Source organism: Maritimibacter sp. DP1N21-5 (assembly GCF_019218295.1).
GTDB lineage: Bacteria > Pseudomonadota > Alphaproteobacteria > Rhodobacterales > Rhodobacteraceae > Maritimibacter.
In genome coordinates this window covers 101468-122266 of the sequence record NZ_JAHUZF010000003.1, presented here as the reverse complement: position 1 = coordinate 122266, position 20799 = coordinate 101468, and the positions used below count along the sequence as shown (strand labels likewise).

At 65.5% G+C, this 20799-nt stretch carries 18 protein-coding genes; 5 read left to right on the top strand and 13 right to left on the bottom strand.

From position 1 onward, the window contains the following. Positions 1–12: 12 nt before the first annotated feature. Positions 13–999 (bottom strand): tripartite tricarboxylate transporter substrate binding protein, encoded by a 987-nt coding sequence (locus KJP29_RS02315; protein WP_218461936.1) that lies wholly within the window; start codon positions 997–999, stop codon positions 13–15. 200 nt (positions 1000–1199) lie between these two features. Between KJP29_RS02315 and KJP29_RS02310 the strand changes: the two genes are divergently transcribed. The 3 genes from KJP29_RS02310 to KJP29_RS02300 are packed head-to-tail and all read left to right on the top strand — an operon-like array spanning position 1200 to position 4295. After that, positions 1200–1871, top strand: a complete 672-nt coding sequence (locus tag KJP29_RS02310) for a response regulator transcription factor (RefSeq protein WP_218461935.1) — start codon at positions 1200–1202, stop codon at positions 1869–1871. After that, a complete protein-coding gene (locus KJP29_RS02305) occupies positions 1864–3255 on the top strand; it encodes a sensor histidine kinase (protein ID WP_218461934.1) in 1392 nt (463 codons plus the stop codon). Before KJP29_RS02310 ends, KJP29_RS02305 begins: the two co-directional genes overlap by 8 nt. Continuing rightward, on the top strand, positions 3252–4295 hold the full coding sequence (locus KJP29_RS02300; RefSeq protein ID WP_370630757.1) for an ABC transporter substrate-binding protein: 1044 nt from the start codon (positions 3252–3254) through the stop codon (positions 4293–4295). Before KJP29_RS02305 ends, KJP29_RS02300 begins: the two co-directional genes overlap by 4 nt. A gap of 6 nt (positions 4296–4301) precedes the next feature. Here the strand turns inward: KJP29_RS02300 and arsJ are convergent, their stop codons facing one another. The 6 genes from arsJ to KJP29_RS02270 all read right to left on the bottom strand — a co-directional run bounded on the left by arsJ (position 4302) and on the right by KJP29_RS02270 (position 10293). Next, positions 4302–5525 (bottom strand): organoarsenical effux MFS transporter ArsJ, encoded by a 1224-nt coding sequence (arsJ, locus tag KJP29_RS02295; RefSeq protein WP_218462345.1) that lies wholly within the window; start codon positions 5523–5525, stop codon positions 4302–4304. 26 nt (positions 5526–5551) lie between these two features. Continuing rightward, positions 5552–6550, bottom strand: coding sequence for an ArsJ-associated glyceraldehyde-3-phosphate dehydrogenase (locus KJP29_RS02290; RefSeq protein ID WP_218461933.1), 999 nt, complete (start codon positions 6548–6550; stop codon positions 5552–5554). Then, complete coding sequence (locus KJP29_RS02285) at positions 6547–7398, bottom strand: helix-turn-helix domain-containing protein (RefSeq protein ID WP_218461932.1); 852 nt, start codon at positions 7396–7398, stop codon at positions 6547–6549. The genes KJP29_RS02290 and KJP29_RS02285 overlap by 4 nt, the downstream gene beginning before the upstream one ends. A 114-nt stretch (positions 7399–7512) precedes the next feature. Beyond that, positions 7513–8514, bottom strand: a complete 1002-nt coding sequence (locus KJP29_RS02280; RefSeq protein WP_218461931.1) for a 2Fe-2S iron-sulfur cluster binding domain-containing protein — start codon at positions 8512–8514, stop codon at positions 7513–7515. 1 nt (position 8515) lies between these two features. Then, entirely contained in the window at positions 8516–9649 is a 1134-nt protein-coding gene (locus KJP29_RS02275; RefSeq protein WP_218461930.1) for an ethylbenzene dehydrogenase-related protein, read from the bottom strand. Positions 9650–9663: 14 nt separating this feature from the next. Continuing rightward, positions 9664–10293 carry a cytochrome b/b6 domain-containing protein gene (locus KJP29_RS02270; protein ID WP_218461929.1) on the bottom strand — a complete coding sequence of 210 codons (630 nt, stop codon included), beginning with the start codon at positions 10291–10293 and terminating at the stop codon, positions 9664–9666. A gap of 482 nt (positions 10294–10775) precedes the next feature. Between KJP29_RS02270 and KJP29_RS02265 the strand changes: the two genes are divergently transcribed. Together KJP29_RS02265 and KJP29_RS02260 are read left to right on the top strand one after the other, a co-directional pair. Next, positions 10776–11960, top strand: a complete 1185-nt coding sequence (locus KJP29_RS02265) for an AMP-binding protein (protein WP_218461928.1) — start codon at positions 10776–10778, stop codon at positions 11958–11960. Further along, positions 11957–13069 (top strand): thiolase family protein, encoded by a 1113-nt coding sequence (locus tag KJP29_RS02260; protein ID WP_218461926.1) that lies wholly within the window; start codon positions 11957–11959, stop codon positions 13067–13069. The genes KJP29_RS02265 and KJP29_RS02260 overlap by 4 nt, the downstream gene beginning before the upstream one ends. Here the strand turns inward: KJP29_RS02260 and KJP29_RS02255 are convergent. The 6 genes from KJP29_RS02255 to KJP29_RS02230 form a co-directional block, all read right to left on the bottom strand. Further along, entirely contained in the window at positions 13066–13743 is a 678-nt protein-coding gene (locus KJP29_RS02255; RefSeq protein ID WP_218461925.1) for a nitroreductase, read from the bottom strand. The genes KJP29_RS02260 and KJP29_RS02255 overlap by 4 nt on opposite strands. After that, complete coding sequence (locus tag KJP29_RS02250) at positions 13740–14282, bottom strand: biotin transporter BioY (protein WP_218461924.1); 543 nt, start codon at positions 14280–14282, stop codon at positions 13740–13742. Before KJP29_RS02250 ends, KJP29_RS02255 begins: the two co-directional genes overlap by 4 nt. A gap of 15 nt (positions 14283–14297) precedes the next feature. Continuing rightward, a complete protein-coding gene (locus KJP29_RS02245) occupies positions 14298–14930 on the bottom strand; it encodes a CbiQ family ECF transporter T component (RefSeq protein ID WP_218461923.1) in 633 nt (210 codons plus the stop codon). Further along, the gene (locus KJP29_RS02240; RefSeq protein WP_218462344.1) at positions 14905–15696 is read right to left on the bottom strand and encodes an energy-coupling factor ABC transporter ATP-binding protein; all 792 of its coding nucleotides are present in this window, start codon (positions 15694–15696) and stop codon (positions 14905–14907) included. Before KJP29_RS02240 ends, KJP29_RS02245 begins: the two co-directional genes overlap by 26 nt. Positions 15697–15824: 128 nt before the next feature. Continuing rightward, entirely contained in the window at positions 15825–18242 is a 2418-nt protein-coding gene (gene gyrB / locus KJP29_RS02235) for a DNA topoisomerase (ATP-hydrolyzing) subunit B (RefSeq protein ID WP_218461922.1), read from the bottom strand. 217 nt (positions 18243–18459) lie between these two features. Then, positions 18460–20658: an NADP-dependent isocitrate dehydrogenase gene (locus KJP29_RS02230; protein WP_218461921.1), complete on the bottom strand. Its 2199-nt coding sequence runs from the start codon at positions 20656–20658 to the stop codon at positions 18460–18462. Between the last annotated feature and the right edge of the window lie 141 nt (positions 20659–20799).

The window sequence follows — 20799 nt, the reverse complement described above, 5'->3', positions numbered from 1 at the left end:
GCGAGTGGCGCGTTATTTGATGATCCCGATTTCGCGGGAGATGTCCTGGATCTGCTGGACGGAGTCGGCGACGAAGGCCTCGAACTCGGCGCCCTGAAGGTCGAGCGGGGCGATCCCGTTCACGGCCATGATCTCTTTCCATTCGGGCGAGGCGTAGAGCTCGCCGATCTTCGCGACCCAGGCGTCATAGGCCTCGTCGGACATGCCGCCGGGCGCATAGAAGCCACGCCAGTTCGCGCCGAGCGCATCAACGCCCTGTTCGCGGGCGGTCGGCATCTCGGAGAACTCGCCTTCAAGCCGTTCTGGCGCGAGCACGGCCAGCACCTTGATGTCGCCCGAGTCGACGAAACCCTTGGCTTCCGAGATATCGCCGGTAAAGGCCTGCACAGACCCGGCCAGAAGCTGGGTCACAGCCTCGCCGCCGCCATCGAAGGCGATGTATTTGACCGAGCGGACATCTTCGATGCCATGGGCATTGGCCGCGATCAGAACCTTGAGGTGATCCCAGCCACCCACGGCCGAACCGCCGGCGACCGACACGCTGGTCGGGTCGGCCTTGATCATGTCCAGAAGCTCGGGGAGCGTCGCGATGTCGCTGTCAGCGGCCACGGCGACCACGCCGTAGTCGGCACCGACCGACGCGAGCCAGCGCACCTGGTTCATGGTGTTGCCCGGGAACGCCCCTTGGGCGAGACGGGTCGCAGTCGCGGACGAGGCCGCCACGATGAGATCGTTCGAATCGTTGCGCTTGTTCACCACCTCGGCATAGGCGACGCCGCCACCACCGCCGGCAAGGTTCACGACCTGCATGGTCTTGTCGATCAGGCCGAGGTCCTGCAGCGATTTGCCGACCTGACGGCAGGTGAAGTCCCAGCCGCCGCCGGGGTTGGCGGGCGCAATGCACTCGGGGTTTTCGGGCGAGAAGCCCTGTGCGGAAACGGTGAAAGCCGAAGCGCCGACAAATGCGGCAGCCAGCGCGATGCGGGTCACGAAAGTCATTTATGTCCTCCACTTTGTGAACGAGCGGCCTCCATGCCGCTCACACCAGTCCCCGCCCATGCCGCCAGTCTTTGCAGCAATCCTCCGGACGGGTTAGGAGGGAAATACCGCGTGAAGCTGTCACAAACCTGTCATGTGCCCCAAGCCCAGAGGGCCGCCCCCTTGAAATCGCCACCCAAGGCCCCAACGGATACCCCGACATGCGCGTATTGATGGTGGAAGACGCGACGGACCTTGCCGAAACGGTCGCCGCCCGTTTCGCCCGCGTGGGCATCGTCTGCGACATCGCCGGGACCGTGTCGGACGCGCGCGACCACCTCTCGGTGCAGCGCTATGACGCGCTCGTTCTCGACATCAACCTCCCGGACGGAACCGGCACGACGCTCCTGCGCGGTCTTCGGGAGGCGGGCGACCGGACGCCCGTGCTCATGCTCACCGCGCTCGGGACGGTGGACGATCGGGTCGACGCGCTCGACATCGGGGCCGATGACTACCTCGTCAAACCCTTCGACCAGCGCGAGCTGGAGGCCAGGCTGCGCGCCCTGGTCCGGCGCGAGGCGATCCAGAAAAGCGACGTGATCCGGCTTGGCCCCCTTGCCTACTGGCCTGCGGAGCGCACCGCGACACTGGGTGACGACAGGCTGACCCTGACCCGACGCGAGGCCGCGCTCCTTGAGCTCCTGATGCGTTACCCGGAGCAGTTCCTGTCCAAGGAACGTCTCTACGACGGGCTCTTCGCCTTCGACGATGCCGATGTGGGCCTCAATGCCGTCGAGCTTTATATTGCGCGGCTGCGAAAGAAACTGGCGGCCAGCGGGGTGTCCATCGAAACGCAGCGCGGCTTCGGATACCGGATCTTGCAGGATGGCTGATCCACGCAGCCTTCGCCCGGCGCCCAGCCTTCTGGCGAGGCTTCTGACCGGGGTCGTCCTGATCCTGATCGTGGGCGCGGTGGTCCTTGCCCTGTCGACGTGGTTCAACGGTCGCCGCGCATCGTGGGAGGCTTACGACCGGCTCTTGCTGGGCGCGGCGAACGACATCGCGGAATCGATCCGCATCGTCGAGGGCGCCGTTGTCGTGAACCTGCCCACTTCGGCCTTCGAGTTGCTCGCACAGGCCCCCGACGACCGGATCGCCTATGCCGTGCGCGATCCCGGGGGCACCCTAGTTACCGGAGAGAACGAAGTCGCCCCGCCAGACCGTCCCCGCGCGGCGGGCGCCTTCTTCTTCGACGGCGTGCTTCAGGGCGAAAGCGCGCGCTTCGTGGAGGTTCCGCGCCGCTTCGCCGAGCGCGATTTCTCGGGCACCGTTCAAATCACCGTCGGCCAGACCATGATCGCGCGCCGGGCGCTTGCGACCGACCTCATGCTCAATGCGCTGGTGCCCATGGCGGCGGGCGGGATCGCGCTCGTCCTCATTTCGATCTTCGTGGTGCGCGGCGCGGTCCGTCCGCTGAACCGCATCACCGACGACATGCTGCGCCGCGATCCCTATGACCTGACCCCGGTCGATACCGCCAAGGTGCCACGCGAAATCACCGGGATTCTCTTGGCGATGAACCGTTTCATGGGGCGCCTCGACCGCCAGTTCACCGCGATGCAGTCCCTCATCTCCGATACGGCGCACCAGCTGCGCACGCCCGTCGCCGCGATCCGGGCACAGGCCGAAACCGCCATTGAAACGACCGATGCCGCCGAGCGCGAACGCCTTCTCGAACGGCTTGCGAAACGCACTCGGTCGCTCGGCACACTTCTCGACCAGATGCTGTCGCGCGCGCTGGTCATTCATCGGACCGACTCGGTGGCGCGCGAGGTCTTCGATCTGCGCCAGATCGCGCTCGACATCATCGAAACGCGCGACCACGAAACGTTGTCGCAGGGTGGGGAGATTGACCTCGTTCTGGGGGAAAGTCCGGTCATGGTCGCGGCGGTCGAGTTCTCGCTGGTGCAGGCGGGCAAGAACCTCCTCACCAATGCGCTCAAACATGGCGCACCCCCCGTGCGTCTCGGGGTCGACAGTCAGGACGGGCTGGCCCGGCTCTGGATCGAGGACCACGGCAAGGGCATGCCTGCCGCGCTCTCGGCCGATCTCGGCAAGCGGTTCCAGCGCAGCGCCGCTTCCCGGGAAGATAGCGTGGGACTTGGCCTATCCATCGTCACTGCCGTGGCGCAGGCCTTCGACGGCTCCCTCTCGACCCATCATGACGGCAACGCCTTTCGCGTGACGTTGTCCCTGCCGCTCGTGGAGGACCCATGATGATGTCCCGCCTGATCCCTGCGGTCCTCGCCGTCCTTGTCGCGACGGGGCCGCTCGCCGCTCAGGAAGCGGTCACCACCGTCGGGGATGGACCGACCCCCTTCGTCGTACGTTCGACAACGGATATCGACATCATCCAGCCCGCGCTCGATGCTTTCGCCGACGCGAACCCCGACCTCGCGGTGACCTACGAACAATGGGGCTCGATCCCGCTGTTCGAGGAAGCCGAACGCGCCTGTGACGGAAACGCCCAGGCCGCCGATGCGGTCTGGTCCTCGGCGGCGCATCTGGTTGTCGCCTTGGTCAACCGGGCCTGCGCCCGCCCCTATTCCTCGTCCCTGACAAACGCGCTCCCTGATACACGGCGCTGGCGCAACGAAGTCTGGGGCCTGACGCAGGAACCTGCCGTCATCATCTACAACACCGACCGGATCTCGGGCGACGAGGTGCCCCTGTCGCGCTTCGCCCTGCTCGACCTCATGCGACAGCGCCCCGCGCTCCTGCAAGGTCGGATCGCGACCTACGACATCGAGGACTCGGGACTGGGCTATCTCTTCGCCTATGCAGACAGCCTGGAGGCCACGACCTTCGGTTCGCTCCTCGAAGGTCTCGCGCGGTCGGATGCCATCGCCACCTGTTGCTCCGCCGAGATCATCGACGGCGTGTCACGCGGCGAATATCTCATCGCCTATAACGTGCTCGGGTCCTACGTGACGAATGCCGCGCCCGCGAATGTGGGGATCGTCTTGCCAGAGGACTATACGCTCTTCCTCTCGCGGGCCTACATGATCCCGCGCCGCGCCGCGAACCCGGAGGCCGCCGAGCGATTTCTGGACTTTCTGCTCTCCGATCAGGGGCAGGCGATCCTGGCCGCAGCCGGCTTGATCCAGGCGGGCGATCCGGTGGACCAGGGGCTGATCCCGTCGGCTCGCCGCTCGATCCCGCTGGCTCCTCCGCTCCTCGTGGCGCTGGACAAGAGCACCGAGCAACAGTTCTTCGCCCGCTGGCGCGACGCCTTTTCGCAGGCGCCCCCACCCTGAGGTGCACTAGGCGCGGAGCCGGGTCGACGTCAGCGCCGCCAGCGCGACCATGAAGGCCGCGGTCGCCATGACCAAGGAAAGCCCGCCGATCTGATAGGTCAGACCCGACAGCACCGTCCCAAGAAGCCGCCCGCCCGCATTGGCCATGTAGTAGAACCCGACATCCATCGTCACCCGCTCGGACTGTGTGAAGGCTAGGATGAGATAGGAATGGAGCGACGAGTTCACCGCGAAGATCACGCCGAAGACGAGCAATCCGACCACCAGCGTGGCGGTCATCCAGGATTGCGGCCCGCCAGCGAAGAAGAGCGCAAGAGCCAAAGCGACGGGCACGAAGAACAGCGCCACGGCCCAGCGCCGCGCCGCTTGGACAAGGTCGCTCTCCGGCCGGCGGGCCGCGCCAAGAATGCGCGGGGCAGCAGCCTGCACCGCCCCGTAGAGGATGATCCAGACCGCCATGAAGCCGCCGATCAGGAAGAAGGCCGTGCGATTGCCCTCTGTGGTCCCGTCCGACAGGACTGCGTAGAAGTAGATCGGGATGCCGACGACGAACCAGACGTCGCGCGCTCCGAAAAGGAACACCCGGGCCGCAGAAAGCCAGTTCACATTGGCCGACTTCGAGAAGACCTCAGTGAATTTCGCGCCTTTACGGCCACGGGGCAGCCCCTGAGGCATGAAAACCGCGACCGCCACGAGGATGACGGTCAGCACGGCCGCCATGGCGAGGATCGACCCCGTGAAGCCGACCGTCGCAAGAAGCGCCGCACCCAGCAGAAAGCCGAACCCCTTGATCGCGTTCTTCGACCCGGTCAGCACGGCCACCCAGCGGAAAAGTCCGCCGTCCTGTGTGGGCGCGAGCAGCTTCACCGCCGACTTGGACGACATCTTGGCCAGATCCTTGGCCACGCCGCTGGCCCCTTGCACGCACATCACGAAAGCGACCGATGCGCCGATGGTCCAGGCCGGATCGAGTTGGGTCAGCGCGAGCAACGCCACGACCTGTAGCCCGAGCCCGGCATAGAGCGTCGAGGTCAGTCCGAAGCGCGCGGCAATCCAGCCAGCGGTGAGGTTGGTCACCATGCCCGCGATTTCGTAAAGCACGAAGAGATAGGCAAGCGCGACGGGCGAGAACCCGAGCGTGTGAAAATGGAGAAGCACCAGCATGCGCAGGGCCCCGTCCGTCAGCATGAAGGCCCAATAAGCCGCCGTCACCGCGACATAGGCCGACATGCCCTCGGGCCGGGTTTCGGCCTGGCTCACAGGCTTGCCCCTACCATGAGCGCCACATCGACGAGCCGGTTGGCATAGCCGACTTCGTTGTCATACCAGGCATAGACCTTCACCTGCGTGCCGTTGACGACCATCGTGGAGGGCGCATCGACGATCCCCGACCTTGTGTCGTTGGTGTAATCCGTGGACACGAGCGGGCGCGTCTCATATCCCAGAATGCCGCGCAATTCGCCTTCGGCCGCCGCCTTGAAGAAGCCGTTCACCTCTTCCGCGGTCGTCGCCCTCTCGACCTCGAAAACGCAATCGGTGAGCGAGGCGTTCAGGAGTGGCACCCGGACGGCATGACCGTTCAGCCGGCCCTTGAGTTCGGGATAGATGAGAGTGATCGCCGTCGCGCTCCCCGTCGTGGTCGGAATGAGCGAATTGAGCGCCGAGCGCGCGCGCCGCAGGTCCTTGGCGGGCCGGTCCACGATGGTCTGCGTATTGGTCACGTCATGGATCGTCGTGATTGACCCGTGCCGGATGCCGAGGTTTTCGTGTACGACCTTGACCACCGGCGCGAGGCAGTTGGTGGTGCAGGACGCGGCGGTCACGATGTCATGCAGGTCGACGTCATAGGTCGCCTCGTTCACGCCATAGACGATATTGGCGGTCGGTCCGTCCTTGACCGGTGCCGAGACCACCACCTTCTTGACCCCCGCCGCGAAATAAGGCGCGAGCGCGGCTTCGGATTTGAACACGCCCGTGCAGTCGATGACGACGTCCACGCCCGCGAGTGGCAGATCCTCGATCCTGCGCGTCCCGATGAAGGGGAGGCGCTTTCCGTTCACCGTCACGCTATCCCTGTCATGGGAAAAATCCGCGGACCAACGACCATGAACCGTGTCGAACTCGAGCAGATGCGCGTGCATCTCCGGGTCTCCCACCGCATCGTTGATCCAGGCGATCTCGGCCCCGCGTTCAAGCAGCGGTTTCAGGGCGAGCTTGCCGATCCGGCCAAGCCCGTTCAGGGCATAAGTCGTCATGCGAAGTCCTTGTGGTTTTTCGCGATATCGTCGATCGCAGTCTGAAGCGCGATCCGGTCGAGGCTTTCGACCGGCAGGGCCACGAAGGCTTCGATCCGCCGCCGCAGCGCGCCGTAGGCCTGCTGGAAGGCCAGCGCCTTTTCCGCGTCCGTCCCGGTGGCCTTGACCGGGTCCGGCATGCCCCAATGGCCGCTGACGGGCTGTCCTTCCCATGGCGGGCAGACCTCGTTCGCGGCCGTGTTGCAGACGGTGAAGACGAAATCGAGTTGCGGCGCATCGGGGCCGGTGAACTCTGCCACGTTTTTCGAGTACAAGGGGCTCACGTCATGTCCCTTGTCCTTGAGGACCTTAACCGCAAAGGGGTTCAGCTCCGAGTGCGGCGTCGTTCCGGCGCTGTAGGCGATGAAGCGTTCCCCGCCCAGATCGCGCAGCAGCGTCTCGGCAAAGATGGAGCGCGCCGAGTTCCCGGTGCAGATGAAGAGGACATTGTAGTGCCGGTTCGCCACGGTCATCGCTCCTTGAGGCATGGGAAAACAAAGGTCGGGCCTGTTTGCGCAACAATCGCCAAGCAGCCCGTCGAACATGCGACGCACGGCATCGAGTTCGGCGGTATAGAGAAGCGAGGTTCCGTGCCGCGTCTGCGTGATCAGCCCCGCCCTTTGCAGCGAGGCCAGGTAAGAGGACAGGGTGCTCGGCTTCACGCCCAAGGAAGCGCCAAGCTCGCCCGCCGGCACCTGATCGGGGTAACGGCGCACCATGAGGCGAAACAGCGCGAGCCGCTGGGAATGGCCGAGCGTGGCAAGCTGATCGGCGAGCGGTGAGAGCAGTGTTTGGGCTTCTTTTTCCATAATTCACGAATATAAGAAATAATTAAGAGATGACAGTGAATTTTTTGTAACAGACTGATGGCAGATGGCGTGCCGGGCGGGCCTCGGGCCGGCCCGGATCGCCTCACCGACAGTCTATCTGGCTGCGCTGAACACGCGCGACACGAGTCCGAATGCGCTCGAAGGGTCCGACCGGGGCGAGGGAAGGAAGGGATCGGCGTAGAAGCGCGCCCCGGCGTCCTCGGCCAGGTCCCTTGCGCGCTCCACCATGCGCGGACCTCCGGCGGCGTAGACCACATCCGAAGACGACAACTGGCCCAGGAAATCGGCGGGCGTGCCGGTTCCCACACCAGGAATGGGGGGCGTGTTGCGTTCGAAGGCGATCTTGACCGAGGTGCGTTTTCGCCGCGACGCCGTCAACAGGGCCTCGCCCATGTAAAGCGACTTGGCGTCCTTCGCGCCGCAGACCAGCAGGATCTCACGCTCTGGCGACGCGTGATGTGCAGCCGACGCGATGGCCCAGATCGGCGCGAAGCCTGTGCCGCTCCCGGCCAGAACGAGCCGTCCGGCCTCGTGATCGCGCAGGAAGGCGTGCCCCAAAGGTCCCACCAGTTTCAACCGCGCCCCGGCGACAATCTCGGTGCCGAGTCTGGGTGTGACCAGCCCACCCCGAACACGCTTGATATGGAACCTCAGCTTGCCATCGAATGCGCCGCCGCCAAGGGTCGCAGTGGGGCTGAAGCAGCGGGCGGGATAGCCGCGAAACTGCAACTTCATGTATTGGCCGGGCAGCCAGTCGATCGGCTGGCGGGGCTGAATGACGACTTCGACCACCCCTTCGGCAAGATCCCGTATTTCTTCGACGACCGCATTGCGTTCGACCGTCTTCGGGGCGTTGGGCACCTGAACTTCGAGGTTCGAAAACACCCGCGCCTGACAGGCAAGGATGCTGCCGCTGCCCGCCTCACCCCCAAGCGTGATGCCCCGCACCCGTTCGACCGTGCAGGTCCCACATTGTCCGGACCGGCAATCATGCGGCAGGTCCACGCCGCTCTGCAGGGCTGCATCGAGCAACCGGTCCCCCGCCTTGATCGTGAAACTCTGATCGCTGACGGTCACGTTGAAAGTCTTGGGCATGTCAGGGCATCTCCATGATGAGCGGACGAAGGTGATAGGTGTGTCTGGTCTGGGCGTGGTCGAAGACGGCAAACCACAACATGAGGCCGTCCGAAATTTCGAGATCCATCGGTCCGGCATCGAGGCTGCGTTTCATTTCGAGGATCCAGTGCCCCCCCGCCCAGGCACCGCGGGCGGTGACATCATGGGCACCGGGGGCCACGCTGTCGTCGACGAAGACGCCGGGAATGACGGTTCCGTCCGGGAGCGTATCGTCGACCGCTTCCGTGTGCGGCACCGCGAACGACGCGCGGAGCGCCCAGCTTCGGATGCCGTTCCTCTCGTCGCTGAACTGTGCGTCGGGTTCGACGTCGCCAAGGTTCAGGCTCGCAAGGCGCGGCAGAACGCGGGGCTCAAGACTGTCGCCTTCACCGGAAAAGCGCGGGTCGATGTTCGACATCAGGACGGGCGCTTCCGGGTCGTCGATGCCAAGCCCGCCGGGATAGCGCTCCTCGCCGGCCATCTGGGCTTCTGTCGGCGGCAAGGGTTCTCCGACGAATCCATCCTCGACCCGGTCGCTCACAGCCCCCACGGCAGCGTGCCATTGCCACAGATCCACCCAGGTTCCGGGATCGGTGAAATGAAGACCCCGGCCTGTCGTCGAAGGCGGGCCATCGGGCAGCGGCCGCTCGCCCAGATGAATTGCACCGCCGATCAGAGGCATTCCCGGAGACGCGAGCATCACGGCGATCCTGTCATCGAAGAACCGTTCTTCGCTCGCCCTGTCCGTATCGGTTTCCAGCCCGTGCCAACCGCCATTGGCCTTGACCAGGGGCAGGTGTTTGAGCGACCGGGTCGGGTCTTCCCATTGCAAGGCGAAATAGACGTTCTGGTCGTCGCGCACCGCGCGCACGACGATCCGGCTTTCGCCGCTGCCGCCGAAATCCCCGCCATGCCGGGTCAGGACCGTTACCGGGGTCGCATCCGCCCAGACCCGGTCCGAGATGTCACCGTCGAGCATCGGGGCATCGACCGCGTTGATCGTCGACACCACGAGACGCGGGCTCGTCACCCAGTCAAGTGCGATGAGCCCGAGGCAGGCCATGGTCCCGCCAACTGCGGCGGTGACGAGTGGATGTGCTTTTCTGGAAGCCATGATCGCCTCTTCGGTCAATGCGTGCGGTCGAGCGTTCGGGTCTTGTCCTGCTTTTGGGCGAGCAGGTCGGCGACCAGATCGGCAAGGTCGATGTCCTCTTCCGGAACCTCCGTTCGCTTCGGACGGAAGATCCGCACGATCTGCGTCGCCCCACCCATCCGGATCAGGGCGAAGACATGCAGCAGGGGAAAGCCGAGGATCGCCCAGGTGCACCACCGATGGACCAGCAGGACCGGCGCCCCGGCATCGTGATAGGCGAGCCAGCCTGTCACACAGACGCCCGCCACGGACGCGAAGAGGCCCCAGCAAAGGAGGACGTTGATACAGCTCCAACGCTGTTTCGCGGTGCCGAAGAGACCCTGTAGTCGCGCGGCGTCGAGGCGAATGCGTGCACCCAGCCGCGCCCGGATCATGTAGACCGCATAGGCGGCGACAGCGAAGGTCAGGACATATCCCCCATAGATGTGCCAGACCCAGAGATCCTCCGACGCGAGTTGCCGGTCGAAGTCACGCAGCCATTCGCTATGAACATCGTCGGCGGCAAACCTAAGGCCTGTCCAGGTCAGGACGCCGATGGCGCCGACAACCAGCCAATGCAGGACCACCGTGCCGATGTCCGTACGTGGCCAACGCCGCATGCTCATGTCCTAATGTCCTGTCCTGTCCCAATGACCGGCTCTGTGTGCGGCGCAGGACCTCTTCGACGTCGCGAAGCAGGCCTGCCGACCGCTTTGGCCGACTGGCGAAAACGTTGCCGAGGCGGTTATTCAAGTCAAACGGCGGTCGGAGTCGCGTTCGGCAGAATTGCGCCGTGGCATCGGCAAGCCTATGCCTTACCTAATGTAAGTTATTGAAAGAGAACTATTTTGGGGCGGAACCGAGGACCCGGGACCCGTACCAGATGGTCCATTTATAGCTCTGGTTTATGGCGGAAGTCTGCTGAGTCCCGCTGGAAAGGGCGGAGCGGAGAGCCGAGAGGACCCCGCGTCGGGGACGAGAGCGCGCGTGATCAACCGTCTGTTCCGCGTAATTCTTGGCGCAGTCGCGCTATGGACAGGGCTCGGCTGACCGCCCGGACCTCCACCCACCGCTTCCCGCAGGTGTTCCGCCCGGCTATAGCAGGGACATGACCATGACCCCCGGCGCCTTGCACCCCACCTCGCCCGAGACCTTTCGCCTGCATCCTTCGACCCGGACCCGGGTTCAAGGTGCTGGCGACCTGACGCCTCTGCTCGACGCGATTGCGCGCGGGATCGAATTCGCTGTCGGCCCGTCCGGAGTGTCCGACGTGCAAGGCGGCGTTCCCGGTTTCTTCCGCACGGCGACGGGCGGAACGACAGGCCAGGCCAAGGCGATCCGGCGAACCCATTCCTCGTGGATCGCCAGCTTTCGGGTCAATGCGGCCGAACTGGGGCTGACCGACGCAGACCGCTACGGCGTTCTGGGTCCCGAAGTCCACTCCCTGTCGCTCTACGCGATGGTCGAGGCGGCCTTCCTCGGCGCCGACATCCACGCGCTCGCAGGACTTGGGCCACGGGCACAGGCGCGGGCTCTTGACGGGGTGAGCGTGCTTTACGCCACGCCGACCCAGTTGCGCCTTCTCGTCGGCACCGGCATCACGCTGCCCGCCCTGCGCCATGTGCTTTGCGGTGGCGGCCGGATGGGCGCTGACCTGCGCAGGGCTGTTGCGACGCTCTGCCCCAAGGCCGTGGTGCGGGAGTTCTACGGCGCAGCCGAGACGAGCTTCATCGCCTGGGGCGACGGAACCGGCCCGGAGGGGAGCGTAGGCCGCGCCTATCCGGGCGTGTCGCTGCGCGTGGATGCTCCGCCCGGAGAGGTTGGCGACATCTGGATCAAGAGCCCCTACCTCGCCGAAGGCTACGTGGGCGACGGGATCACGCCGCTGGAGCAGGTGGACGGCCACGTGAGCCTTGGCGAGATGGGCCGGATCGACGAGGCGGGCTTTCTGACTGTGCTGGGACGGCGCAACCGGATGGTGACGATTGCGGATCAGAACGTCTTTCCCGAAGCTATCGAGGAACGGTGTCTGGCCCACCCCGATGTGGACTTCTGTGCGGTGGTTCCGGTGCCCGATCCGTTGCGCGGTCACGTGCTGGTCGCTGCCATCGGCGCCCGACCCGAAAGGACGACCGGCCCCGAGGTCACGGCACAGCTACTGGCCGACTGCCGAACGGCATTCGGCCCCCTCGCCGCGCCGCGCCGCTTCATGGTCCTCGACGATTTTCCTCTCACGGCTGCCGGAAAGCCGCATTATGCCGAAGTGACGCGGCGCATGAGAACCGCAGTATGAGCGGCGTGCAGATCCTCGCGGCTCTGCGGACCCCGGTTGCGCCCCGGGGCGGCGCCCTGTCCCGGCTGGACCTGCCCGAGCTTTGCGCACCTGTCATTGGCGCGGCACTCGAGGCCGCCGGCATGGCACGAGATGCCGTGGATGAGGTGATCCTTGGGAACGCCCTTGGGGCCGGGGGTAACCCGGCGCGACGCATCGCACTGGCCGCAGGGCTTGGGGAACGGGTAGCCGGGCTGACGCTCGACCGGCAATGCGTGAGCGGTCTTGACGCTCTGGTCATGGGCGCCGCCTTGATCCGGGCCGAACAGGCCGAGGTCGTCGTCGCGGGCGGTGTCGAAAGCTATTCCCGCCGACCCTTGCGATGGCGCACGGATCCCGACGGTGGCCCCCCGGTCGCCTATGACCGGCCCCCCTTTACCCCCTGGCCCGACCGCGACCCGGAGATGGACGATGCGGCGGCAGATCTGGTGCGGGAGTTGGGCCTGACGCGGGAAGAGATGGACGGCTGGGCCGTGGAAAGCCATCGCCGCGCGCGGATGGCCGAAGCCCGCCTCCGGTCCGAGATCCTGCCTTTGGGCGGGCTCGCCCAAGATGCTTTCACCCGCGACCTCACACCCCGGATCGCCGCGCGGGCCCCCGTGCTCGTCGGACCGGTGACGGCCGCCAATGCCGCCGTGGCCGCCGACGGTGCCGCGGTCTGTGTCATGGTCTCTGATCGCGTCGCGCGGCAGCTCGGGCGCCCGGGCCCCCGTTTCGTTGCGGGGATCACGCTTGGCGGGCGGCCCGAGATGCCGGGACTGGCGCCGGTCGAGGCGATCCGCGATCTCCTTGCGCAGACCGAGACCCGCGTGAGCGATCTGGCGGTGATCGAGGTGATGGAAGCCTATGCCGTGCAAGCGATGGCCTGCGTGCGCCTGGCCGGTCTCGATCCCGCGCGCGTCAACCCCGGCGGCGGCGGGCTGGCCCGAGGACATCCCATCGGCGCCTCGGGCGCAGTCAACGCCGTGCGGCTCTGGCATGAACTTCGGTCGGTTGGCGGGCTCGGGCTTGCCGCCATTGCGGCAGCCGGTGGGATCGGGACGGCGGTGCTTCTGTCCACCGCGCCCTAGAAGCCGCGAAACTCGGCGAAGACGTCGAGGTCGTCGCGCGCCGTCCGGACCCGGTTCACCGGCGCGTCCGGATCGGGGTATCCCAGCGCCACGCCGCAAACCACGAGCTCTTCCCCTGGGATGTTCAGGAGCGCCCCTGCGAGATCGCCGTAATTCGCCAGCGCGCCGATCCCGCAGGTGGCGAGCCCCTCGTCCTCGGCCGCCATCATCAGCGCCATGAGCGACATGCCGAGGTCCATGAAACACCCTTTGCCCATGTCGCGGCGGATCGTGATGACGATCCCGACCGGGGCCGAGAAGAATCGATAGTTCAGAAGGAACTGCGCCTTTCGGCCCGCCACGTCGCGCCGCGCAACGCCAAGGCTTTCGTAAAGCGCATAACCGGCGGCCCGTTGCCGTTCCTTGAGCGCCGGCGGCATCGGCTGGGGAAAATAGGAATACTCGGAAACCGGAGGGCGTCCTGCCTCGATCTCCGCGCAGAGGCGCTCGGTGAAATCGGAGAGGGCCGCACCGGCAAGCGCGATGAACCGCCCCGGTTGCAGGTTGGCCCCCGAAGGTGCCGTGCGCGCGGCGGTCAGAAGCCGCGCGACGATGTCCCGGTCCACCGGGTCCGGACGGAAAGCCCGGATCGAGCGGCGCTTGGTGAGCGCGCTCGAAACGGGGCGTTCGGTCATGCCCGCGACAGCAGGCTTGAAGGCCGCGACCGGGCGAGGCCCGCGGTCACGACGCCAGTGACGATAGCCTTGACGATGTCGCCGGGGATGAAGGCCGTGACGAGCATCAGGCTTTCGACGAGACCCTTGTCGAGCATATAGGCCATGCCCAGCACGCCGAAGACATACATAACCAGCACGCCGCCGACGAGCGCGCCGAGGGTTGCGACCATGCCGATGTTGCCGCGCCATTTCTCGACCACCAGCCCGGTGACGAAGGCCGCGATCGGCCAGCCGATCAGGAAGCCCACCGACGGCGTGGCGAAGGCGCCAAGCCCGCCCCGTCCCCCGGCAAGCAGCGGCAGCCCAATGGCGACGAGCGCCAGGAAAAGGAGCACGGCCAACGCGCCGCGCCGCGCACCCAGCACCGCGCCGCAGAGCATGACGCCCATGCTTTGCGCCGTGATCGGCACCCCGAAGGCGAGCGTGAATTTCGGAATGAGCCCGAGCGCCGCGATCAGCGCGGCGAACAGGGCGATATGAGCGATGTTGCGTTCCATGACGTATCCTCTTTGTCAGGGGGCGGGGTTTGGATGTGGGGCGCCGGGCGGGATCAGCCCGCCCCGCGCGCGCAGCGCCTCGGCCACGTGATCGGCATCGTCGAGCGCCAGCGCAGCGAGTGGTAAGACAATGCGCCAGCTTGCTCGCCGGCGCGAACGGGCGCGCCAGGCTTCGGACAGAAGCGTGCCCTTGCGGGCGATGGCCGGCGTGAAGCGGATGACCAGCGCCACGGCAAGCTCGAAATGCCGGGTGGACAGGCCGAACCGGCGCAGCGGCGCGAGCAGCCAGGCGATGACCGCGACCATGTCGGTGATCCGCGTGGTCATTGTAACGAAATTGGCCAGGGCGAGGGCTGCCAACAGGCGAAGCGATACCGCGAGGCCCGTCGCGAGCTGACCGGTGACCCCGTGCCAGACCGCGATGAGCAGCAGAAAGGGCACCAGCACGCGCAGCGCCCGCACCGCCGCCCGTGAAAACCGCAGCCCCCCGCTCAAGGTCAGTGCCGCCGCCCCGGCGAGGGCCATGGCGAGCAGGCGAGGGTCGTCCAGCGCGAAGAGCAGGATTGTCGCGGCCGAGAGTGCGGCGAGTTTCACTCCGGCCGGCAGCCGGTGCGCCCAGGTCTCAACTGGCGAGGTGAGCGAGATCATCGTCGTCCCCCCAGGCTTCCATCGTCCGGCAGAACTCGGCCAGCACCTCGGGCGCGGGACCGTCGCGGCGGATGGCTCCCTTGTCGATCCAGAGGACGCGGTCGCAATCGGCCACGCTGTCCGGGTCGTGCGTGATCTGCACCACGCTGGCTTCGACCTGATCGACATGGCGCATGAGTTGCCGCCGCGTCGGGATGTCGAGCCCCGAATAAGGTTCGTCGAGCACGATCAACCGCGGCCGCATGGCCAGCACCGCCATCAGGCAGACCAGCTGTTTCTGGCCCTGCGACAGGGTGGCGGTCGCCGCATCGCGCCAGTCCGAGCGCCCGAAACGGGCGAGGACCCGCGCCACGCCCTCGGCCGCGTCTTCTCTCGATTGTCCCTGTTGCAAGAGGCCGAAAGCCAACTCCTCTTCCACGGTGGGGAAGATGATCTGGTGCTCGGGGTTCTGAAACAGGATGCCCACATGGCTCAGGGCCGCGCGCCGGTCCGACAGCATGTCCGCCCCGTCGATTTCCACGCGACCGGAGTCGGGCTTCTGCAGTCCGGCTATGAGCCGGGCCAGCGTGGTCTTGCCCGATCCATTGCGCCCGACGATGCCCACGCGTCGTTCCCGGATGTCGCAAGACAGGTTGTCGATGATGGTCCGGCCGTCAATCCGCAGCGTCACGCCCGACAGGTTCAGCCACGCCACGCGGGCCGTGCCAGGCCCTGCCATGGTCGCGATGGCCTTGGCCGATGTGACGGACTGTCGTCCCACGTGCATCCCCCGCCAGGTGATCCGGAGCAACTGGGCCCCGCGGTCGCGTTGGTCCCCATACTACGCGTAGAGGCGGAGGCCAACAGAGGGAATGGTCTCATTGCGCCAGATGGACCCACGGACCTACAACTGTCTCAGATATCCAGATTCTCGACCGTCAGGGCGTTCTGCTGGATGAACTCGCGGCGGGGTTCGACGATGTCGCCCATGAGCTTGGTGAAGAGATCGTCGGCTTCGGCCAGGTCTTCCACCTTTACCTGCAGGAGCGTGCGCGCCTCGGGATCGAGCGTGGTTTCCCAGAGCTGATCGGGGTTCATCTCGCCCAGACCCTTGTAGCGCTGGAGCGTGAGGCCCTTTTCGCCCTCTGCCAGGACGGCCGCCAGAAGGTCGGTCGGACCAAAGATCTCCTGCTCGCGGTCCTTGCGCACGAGCTTGGCCGGATCCTCGTAATAGCGCCGTGACTCGGCGGAGACCTGCGACAGCTTGCGCGCTTCGCCGGAGCGCAGAATCGCGCCGTCGAGGGTGCGGATTTCTTCGACCCCCCGCAGGATCCGGGCGAGCCGGATGCCGTGATCCTGCGTGATCCGGCCCTGCCAGCCTTTTTCATACTCCACCGCGACGGCATCGAGCCGGCGCGCGACCGCATCGGCCACGGCTTGCAGGTCGCGGTCCACAGCGCCCGCGTCGAAAGCGCCGGCCAACACGGCCTGTTCGAGGATGTTGCGCGGGTAATGGGTCGGGAAGGCGTCGAGGATCTTCTTCACGCCACGGGCGGCGTCGATGACCTCGGCCAGATGGGCGCCGGCGATCTCCTCGCCGTTTGAGAGCCGCAGCACGGCCCCTTCGATGCCCTGCTGGATAAGGTAGTCCTCGAGCGCCGGAACGTCCTTGATGTAAACCTCGGACCGGCCACGCGACACTTTGTAGAGCGGCGGCTGCGCGATGTAGAGGTAGCCGCCGTCGATGATCTCGTGCATCTGGCGATAGAAGAACGTCAGCAGGAGCGTGCGGATATGCGCGCCGTCCACGTCGGCGTCGGTCATGATGATGACCTTGTGATAGCGCAGCTTCTCGATGTCGAACTCGTCGCGACCGATGCCGGTGCCCAGCGCCGTGATCAGCGTGCCGACCGTTTCCGACGACAGCATCCGGTCGAAGCGCGCGCGTTCGACGTTCAGGATCTTGCCTCGAAGCGGCAGCACCGCCTGGTTGTGGCGCGACCGGCCCTGTTTTGCCGAGCCGCCGGCCGAGTCACCCTCGACGATGAAGATCTCGCGCTTGGCGGGGTCTTTCTCCTGGCAATCTGCAAGTTTGCCGGGAAGGCTCGCCACGTCGTTGGACGACTTCTTGCGGGTGAGTTCCCGTGCCTTGCGCGCGGCTTCGCGGGCGAGTGCCGCCTCGATGATCTTGCCGACGATCAGCCGGGCCTCGGCCGGGTGTTCGTCGAACCAGTCGGTCAGGCGTTCGTTCATCAGGCCTTCGACCGCCGGGCGCACTTCGGAGGACACCAGCTTGTCCTTGGTCTGGGACGAGAACTTCGGGTCCGGCACCTTGACCGAGAGCACGCAGGTCAGACCCTCGCGGGCATCGTCGCCGGTGAAAGCGACCTTTTCCTTCTTCGCGAGCCCCGAGGAGTTCGCATAAAGGTTCATCGTCCGCGTGAGCGCGCCCCGGAAACCCGCCATATGGGTGCCGCCGTCGCGCTGCGGGATGTTGTTGGTGAAGGGCAGCACCATCTCGTTGTAACTGTCGTTCCACCACATCGCGACTTCGATGCCGATGCCGTCGCGCTCGCCGGTGATGAAGATCGGTTCCGCGATCATCGGCTGCTTGTGCCGGTCGAGGTATTTGACGAATTCCTTCACGCCGCCGTCATAGTGAAGCTCGGTCTCGAGCGCCTCGGCAGGGCGTTCGTCGCGCAGGATGATCCGCACGCCGGAATTGAGGAAGGCAAGCTCGCGCAGACGGGTTTCGAGCGTCTTGAAGCTGTAGTCGAGGTTCGAAAACGTATCAGTCGAGGCGAGAAAACGCACCTCGGTCCCGGTCAGCCCTTCGGCATCGCCCAGAACCTCCAGATGTTCCGACGTGTCGCCGCGCACGAATTTCGCCCGGTGCTTCTTGCCCTGCCGCCAGACCGTCAGCTCCAGCCAGTCGGAGAGCGCGTTCACGACCGACACGCCGACGCCGTGCAGACCACCCGACACCTTGTAGCTGTTGGAGTCGAACTTCCCGCCCGCATGGAGCTGGGTCATGATGACCTCGGCCGCCGAGACACCCTCTTCGGGGTGGATGTCGACGGGAATCCCGCGACCGTTGTCGAAGACCGAGACCGAGTTATCGGCATGAATCGTCACCCGGACGTGATCGGCATGACCCGCCAACGCCTCGTCGATGCCGTTATCCACGACCTCATAGACCATGTGGTGCAGACCCGAACCATCGTCGGTGTCCCCGATATACATGCCGGGGCGTTTGCGAACCGCCTCCAAGCCTTTGAGAACCTTGATGGAATCCGCGCCGTATTCGGCGTTGTTCTGCGCGTCGTCGGCCATTGATACCGTCCTGTATTTTTGTTGCTGTTTTCTAGCTTTTTCAGGGGGGAATGTCACGCGATTGGGGGTGTTTTTTCCGGCGGACAAGAGCTTGTTTCCGGCCCCGCCGGGTGTGGTCGCCCGCGAGGTGCCGAAACATACCGTCAGGGCGCCGCAGCACCCACGAAAAAGGGCGGCGCCAATGGCCCCGCCCTTTCCTGTCGGCCAGAGGACCGGATCAGTCCACGATGGCGTTCATCGTCGCCGAGGGGCGCATCACGGCAAAGGTCTTGGCCTCGTCCCCATGATAGTAGCCGCCAAGGTCCACAGCCTTGCCCTCGTCCGCCTGAAGCTCTTTCAGGATCTCGGCTTCCTTCTCGGCCATCGCCTTAGCGATCGGCGCGAAATGGGCGGCGAGGTTGGCGTCGTCCGACTGCGCGGCCAGCGCCTCGGCCCAGTAGCGGGCGAACCAGTAATGCGAGGTGCGGTTGTCGTTCTGGCCGACCTTGCGTTCGGGCGAGCGGTCTTCGTCCAGCACCTTCTGCGTGGCCACGTCCACGGCATCGCCCAGCACCACCGCTTTCGGCTTGGAGCGGGTTTCACCGAGGAACTTGAGGCTCTCGCCCAGCGCGCAGAATTCGCCCAGCGAGTCCCAGCGCAGGTGGTTCTCTTCCATCAACTGCTGGACGTGCTTGGGGGCCGAGCCGCCGGCGCCGGTTTCGAACATACCGCCGCCGTTCATCAGCTTCACGATCGACAGCATCTTGGCCGAGGTGCCAAGCTCGAGGATCGGGAAGAGGTCGGTGAGGTAGTCGCGCAGCACGTTGCCGGTGATCGTGACGCAGTCTTCACCCGCCCGCATGGTTTCGAGCGAGAAGCGCGTCGCTTCGCGCGGGGCCATGATCGGGATGTCGATCCCGGCCTTCTCGAGCGCCGGTTTTACATACTTGATCAGTTCCGCGTCGTGCGCCCGGTTCGCGTCGAGCCAGAAGGCAGCCTTGCCGGTCGCGCGGGTCCGGTCGATGCCAAGCTGGATCCAGTCGAGGATCGGCGCCTTCTTCGCGGTGGCCGAGCGCCAGATGTCACCTTCGTGGACCTTGTGTTCGTGCAGGATGTCGCCGTTGTCCAGAACGATGCGCACCGTGCCCGACGCGGGGATTTCGAAGGTGGTCGGGTGCGAGCCGTATTCCTCGGCCTTCTGCGCCATGAGACCTACGTTCGACACGGCGCCACAGGTGGTCACGTCGAGTTTCCCGGTTTCCTTGAAGTACTTGATCGTCTCGTCATAGACGGGCGCATAGGAGTTGTCGGGGATGCAGCATTTGGTCGGCGCGGCCTTGCCGTCCGGGCCCCAGCCGATGCCGCCCGCGCGGATCACGGCGGGCATGGAGGCGTCGATGATCACGTCCGACGAGACATGCAGGTTGGTGATGCCCTTGTCCGAATCGACCATATACATGGGCGGCTGCTTCGCCATCACGGCCTTGAGGTCGGCCTCGAGCTCGGCATTGCCCGCGATCTTCTTCTCGAGCGCACCGATACCGCTGTTGGGGTTGAACCCGAGCGCATCGAGTTCGTCCGCGTGCCGCGTGATGAACTCTTCGAGGTAGCCGCTCACGAAATGGCCGAAGATGATCGGGTCCGAGACCTTCATCATCGTCGCTTTCAGGTGCACCGAGAACAGCACGCCCGGCTCCATGCTCGCGATTTCTTCCTTGATGTAGTCGCGCAGGTCGGCCACGGACAGGAAGGTGGCATCGACAACAGTGCCCTCTTCGTATTTCAGACCGTCCTTAAGCGTCTTCGTGTTGCCGTCGTCTGCCACGAAGACGATCTTGGCGCCGCCTGACTGTGCCGCGGTGATCGTCGCCGACTTTTCGTTCGCGAAGAAGTCGTTGCCCTTCATCGAGGCGACATGCGTCGGGCTGTCGGCGGACCAGTCACCCATCGAATGCGGGTTGGCCTTGGCGTAGTTCTTCACGGCCTTCGCCGAACGGCGGTCCGAGTTGCCTTCGCGCAGGACCGGGTTCACAGCCGAGCCCTTGACCGCGTCATAGCGTGCCTTGATGTCCTTTTCCGCGTCGGTCGTGGCGTTCACCGGGTAGTCCGGGATCGCATAGCCCTGCGACTGAAGCTCCTTGATGGCGGCGTCGAGCTGCGGCTGGCTGGCGGAGATGTTGGGCAGCTTGATGACGTTGGCTTCCGGCTGCTTCACGATCTCGCCCAGCGCGGCCAGGTCGTCGGACACCTTCTGATCATCCGTGAGGACGTCGGGGAACTGGCTCAGCACGCGACCGGCGAGCGAAATGTTCATGATGTCGACATCGAGCCCCGCCGCGCCCGCGAAGGCCCGGATGATCGGCAGGAGCGAATGGCTAGCAAGCTCCGGCGCTTCGTCGACCTGGGTGTAGATGATATCGGGAATGTCCTTGGCCATGCTCGTCTCCGTCACGGTAAATCGCGCGACGGGAGGTCTCCGTCGCTGGGTGGGAATCGCGGCAAGGCACCCCCCGCCGCCGGGTTGCCACCGCCCTAAATCACGGGATCGGGCAAGTCAATGTGTGCGACGGTATACCAA